Origin of the sequence: Reyranella sp., from assembly GCF_050185545.1 — a bacterium.
Taxonomy (GTDB): Bacteria; Pseudomonadota; Alphaproteobacteria; order Reyranellales; family Reyranellaceae; genus Reyranella.
This window is the reverse complement of the sequence record NZ_JBFWZI010000081.1, coordinates 1-4129: the sequence shown is the minus strand read 5'-3', so window position 1 is coordinate 4129 and position 4129 is coordinate 1. Positions and strand designations below refer to the sequence as shown.

Annotated in this window: 1 protein-coding gene; it reads right to left on the bottom strand. The window is 64.6% G+C overall.

Going from position 1 to position 4129, the window contains the following annotated elements; all coding sequences use genetic code 11:
* The coding region (locus AB7O82_RS20770) for a beta strand repeat-containing protein (protein ID WP_428620052.1) at positions 1-4069 on the bottom strand (4069 nt) is incomplete at its 3' end.
* Between the last annotated feature and the right edge of the window lie 60 nt (positions 4070-4129).

Sequence of the window (4129 nt, the reverse complement as noted above, 5' to 3'; positions counted from 1 at the left end):
CCGCGAACGTCACCGAGCCGCCGTTCAGCGTGCTGCCGCTGAAGTCCTGCGGATCGGCGGCGACTGCGCCCGAGCCCGACACCGACCATGACACGCTGTGCGGCACCGACGTATCGCCCGTCCGTGTCAGGGTGAACGTGAAAGCCGTCGTCCCGCCCCCGCTCCCTTCCGCCTTCGTCGCGCCGAGCGGCGAGACTGAGACCAAGGCGCCGGTGTCGAGCGAAAGACCGAGGCCGCCGGCGACGGTGCCGGCGAGCGCATTGCCCGACGTATCCGCGATGCCGCCATCCGCGCCGAGCGAAAGGCTCACGACCGAAAGATCGCCAGCGCCGTCGCCTGCCTGCGCCACGTACTCGAAGATCAACGAACTCCCGCCGCTGCCGCCGGAATAGCTCGCCGCCTTGCCGTTGCTGAGCAGCAAGGTCGGCGTGCCGGTCACGTTCACCGTCTCGCTGGCAACGACGGTAATGGTGACCACGTGGTTTGGCGTCACCACGCTCTTTCCGTCATCGGAAGCGGCCTGCAGCAGCAGTGCTGCCGGTCCGAGCTTGTCTGGATCGCCGGCCGAGGTGGCGAGGCCGGCCACGAGAGTCCCCTGGACCGCGGTTTCGACCATGGTGATACCGTCGGTCAGGCCACTGCCGCTGACTTCGTCTGCCAGAAGCTTGTCGAGAAGCTGGCTGGTCGAGATGATGCTGTCGACGATGCTGCCAGCGATCGAAGCCGGTGGGGTGCCGAGTGCAGTGCCGACCGAGGTCACGAGGCCGTCGACCGTCGCCTTATCCGACAGGTTCAGTGTGCCGTTCTTGTTGATGGTATCGACCATCGCCGCGAAGGCGGCCTGGTGGGCCTTCGACTGGTTGGCACCGAGTCCGGCGAAACCGGCGCCGATCAGCAGCACCGTGTCCATGGCCTTGGCGGTCTCGACATAGACCTTGGCACTGGGGAGGTCGCCATTCTCGGTGCCGGCGATCGGATCGATGACCGTGAAATCGACGCTGCCGTTCAGGCCCAGCGCCGACTGCAGTTGCCTGATCGCGCCGTCCACGTCGCCGTCATCGTCGGCCAGCCCGCTCGCCAGGGTGGTAAGCGAGGAGATGCCGGTCGACCCGAGAGGCGACTTCAGGACCACCGTCAGTGGCAGGTTGGTGCCCGTGTCCACACCGCCCACCAGGATCAGGGTTCCCCAGCCACCATAGAGCTGGAAATGCCCGGTGGCGTCAGTGGCCGCCCACGCCTCGCCGTTGTCGAGCTTGCCGCTGCCGTTGGCATCCGCAAACACCACCGCGCTCGCGGCATATCTTCCCGGCGTGGCGGTCCCCCACAGAGTAAGCATGTTGGCGCCACCGGCATCGACGGTACTGCCGCCGGCGCCGGCAATCAGGTTCCCGCCGACACTCGCCAGGAGAGTGGCGCCGGCGCTGGCAATCGTGCCTGTACCCCCGACTGCCGGCGCACCAACATCCAGTGAGGCCACACCGACCGCGCCAGCGGGAACGATGCTGCCGCCGTCCGGGCCAATCAGGCTGCCACCGTCCTGCCCAATGAGCCTTGCGGCGTCCCTGGCTGCCAGGCTGGCGCCGTCCTCGCCGATCAGGCTGCCACCGTCCTGGCCAATCAAGCTGCCGCCGTCTTGTCCAATCAAACTGCCGCCGTCCTGGCCGATCAGACCGACAGCCTCCTGGCCGATGAGTGCTGCGCCGTTGAGCCCGAGAAACACGGCCCCCGCCAGCGGCTGGCCCGTGACCACGCTCAAGGGCGTTCCGAACTTGCCAACCAGCAAGGCGCCGATGTTTGCCTGGATCAGCCTTCCGCCGACGCTCTGCATGATGGGCGCACTCGGCACGCTGACGCTTGCGATAAGCGGCAGGACGTGCCCGTTCATGTAGTCGGCGTCATAGGTGCCTACGACCGGGGCAGCCGCCACGCCCGGAAAGGTATCGCTCCTGGTATAACTGCCATCGGCGTTGCGTATCCACGAGCTGATCATATTGACCGTGCCCTGGAAGTATTCCTCGGTCGTGAAGCTCTTCAGGACATGCGTTGTCGGATCCCACTCCTCGCCGATGAGGGCAAAGCCAGGTTCCGCCGAGATGCCGACTGGCTCTGGCGTTTGACCGGCCCCAAACCCAACCGCCGAGGCCGGAGGACTCGCGACCAGGGACAGAGACGACGCAATGATCGTAGCCAGACCTCCGTCGAACACGGAATGTATGAAGTGGCTGACGCTCTCGGCGGTGCCGGAGTGCCCAAATCCGTCATCCGCCGTGATGGACGCCAGCTCGGCGTGGCGAAACGTATACCAAAGGTTGTGCAGGAGGCCTGGGGAAGGTGTCGTCGGAATCTGTACCGCAATGGCGGGATTGATGACCGGCAGCTCGCTGTTGTCATAGGTGAACTTGAGATATGCCTGCTCGCCGTTGCCGGCGATCCAGTAGTGCTCGGCTCCGTTCAGCTGATTGTTGCGAAAGTCGATGATGCCGAACTCGTCGCCGAGGCCGTTGGCGCTGCCCACTGCACTGCCGTCCGGGTTTACGAAAATACTCGTGTTTCCGCCGAGGTCATCGCCCCAGATGAACGCGACGACCGCCTTTCCTGCGTTGTCGAGGTAATAGGATGTTACGGTGCCGTGTGGCGTCAGGGTCAGGGACGTCGACGTGTGATCGACACTCTCGGTGACCTCGAAACGGTGGCCGGCCAGGCTTGCCGCTCCGCTGATGCGGTAGTTGATTGGAAACAGCCCACCGTCCTGGAATATCGTCAGGAACTGCTCCCCCTGGAGCCCTGACGTTATGACGGCGGACTGAACCGCGTTGCCCAGCGCACTGCCTGTCTTGTTCAATCGGATCGTGTCGGTGGTGTCGATCGATGCAATTGCCCCCTGGAAGCCGCCCGGTTGATCCAGGACCAGAGAGCTGAAGCTGCCCGTCAACTCCACCGTCGCGCCACTGCCGAAGCTGCCGTCGATCTCGAGGGTGGCACCGTCGGTCACGCGAAAGAGACCATCGCCGGCGACATTGCCGGCAACGGACATCAAGCCTCCCTGAGCCTGGACGATGCCGTCGTTGTGCAACGTCCCTGTCCGCATCATGCCATGGCCGATCAGGCCGACCGACATCCCGGCCTCATCGACCTGGATGGTATTGGCCGGCGCTCCGTGAAGTCCGCCGATCTCGATGAAGCCGCCCTCGAAGGTGGACAGCGTCCCGGAAAAAGTCGCTGCATCCGAGATCGGGTTGAGCAGCGTCAAACTGTCGCCGATGAATATCTGGCCGTTCCCCAGGGCGATGAGATCGCCGAAGCCACCCTGACCGTCGCCTAGGGTCACCGCGTTTGCGACGAACGACGAGAAGATGCTTTCACCCGTGAAATCTCCGACAATCAGGCTGGCAGGATCGGCCGAACTGACCGTCGCTGTGTCTGCGGTTCCGCGTGCGCCCCGGGTGAAGAAAAGATAGCCGTCGACGGCCAGGTCGCCGTGAACCAGAAGAGCGCTGTTCAACCCGTCGACCGAGACCGCCGGGCCGATCGCGTCCTGGTGAATGACGACGGGTCCCGTGACATCGACCGTGCCGCCGCCGGTGATCTCCAGGCCACCCCGGCCGAAGATGTCGAGCGTCTTGGTCGTGACAAGGGCATTGCCCAGCACCCGCAGCATGCCGTCGTCATCGACGCTGACCACATTGCGAGCAGAAACGGGAGCAGTTCCGCCGATCTGCAGCCGGTCGACATCCATGGCAGCGCCGTCGCCGGTGCCATCGAGGGTAAAGGTCCCGGTGAACCTGAGATTGCCTCGATCATCCTCGAACAGAACCTCGTCCAGCACCCTCAGGCTGCCGTCGACCCAGACGTAATTCTCGTCACTGAACTGGAACCGGACCTTCAACGTCGAGAGCGTCACGTTCTCGGTCGGGCCGATCACGACGTGCGCCAGAGCGGCGATCTTGACGGAGTCGGCGGCCCCCGGAACGCCCACCCCGATCTTCCCCGCGTCGAGGTCGATCCAGTTGGTCGGGTCGCTGAAGCCTTCGGGCGTGCCGGCTGTCCCACACCATGAATAGTTCGTCATCCCAAGTCACCCCACATCCCAAGAGGGCGACCTTAGCGAAGGCGCGAGGAATGCCAACGG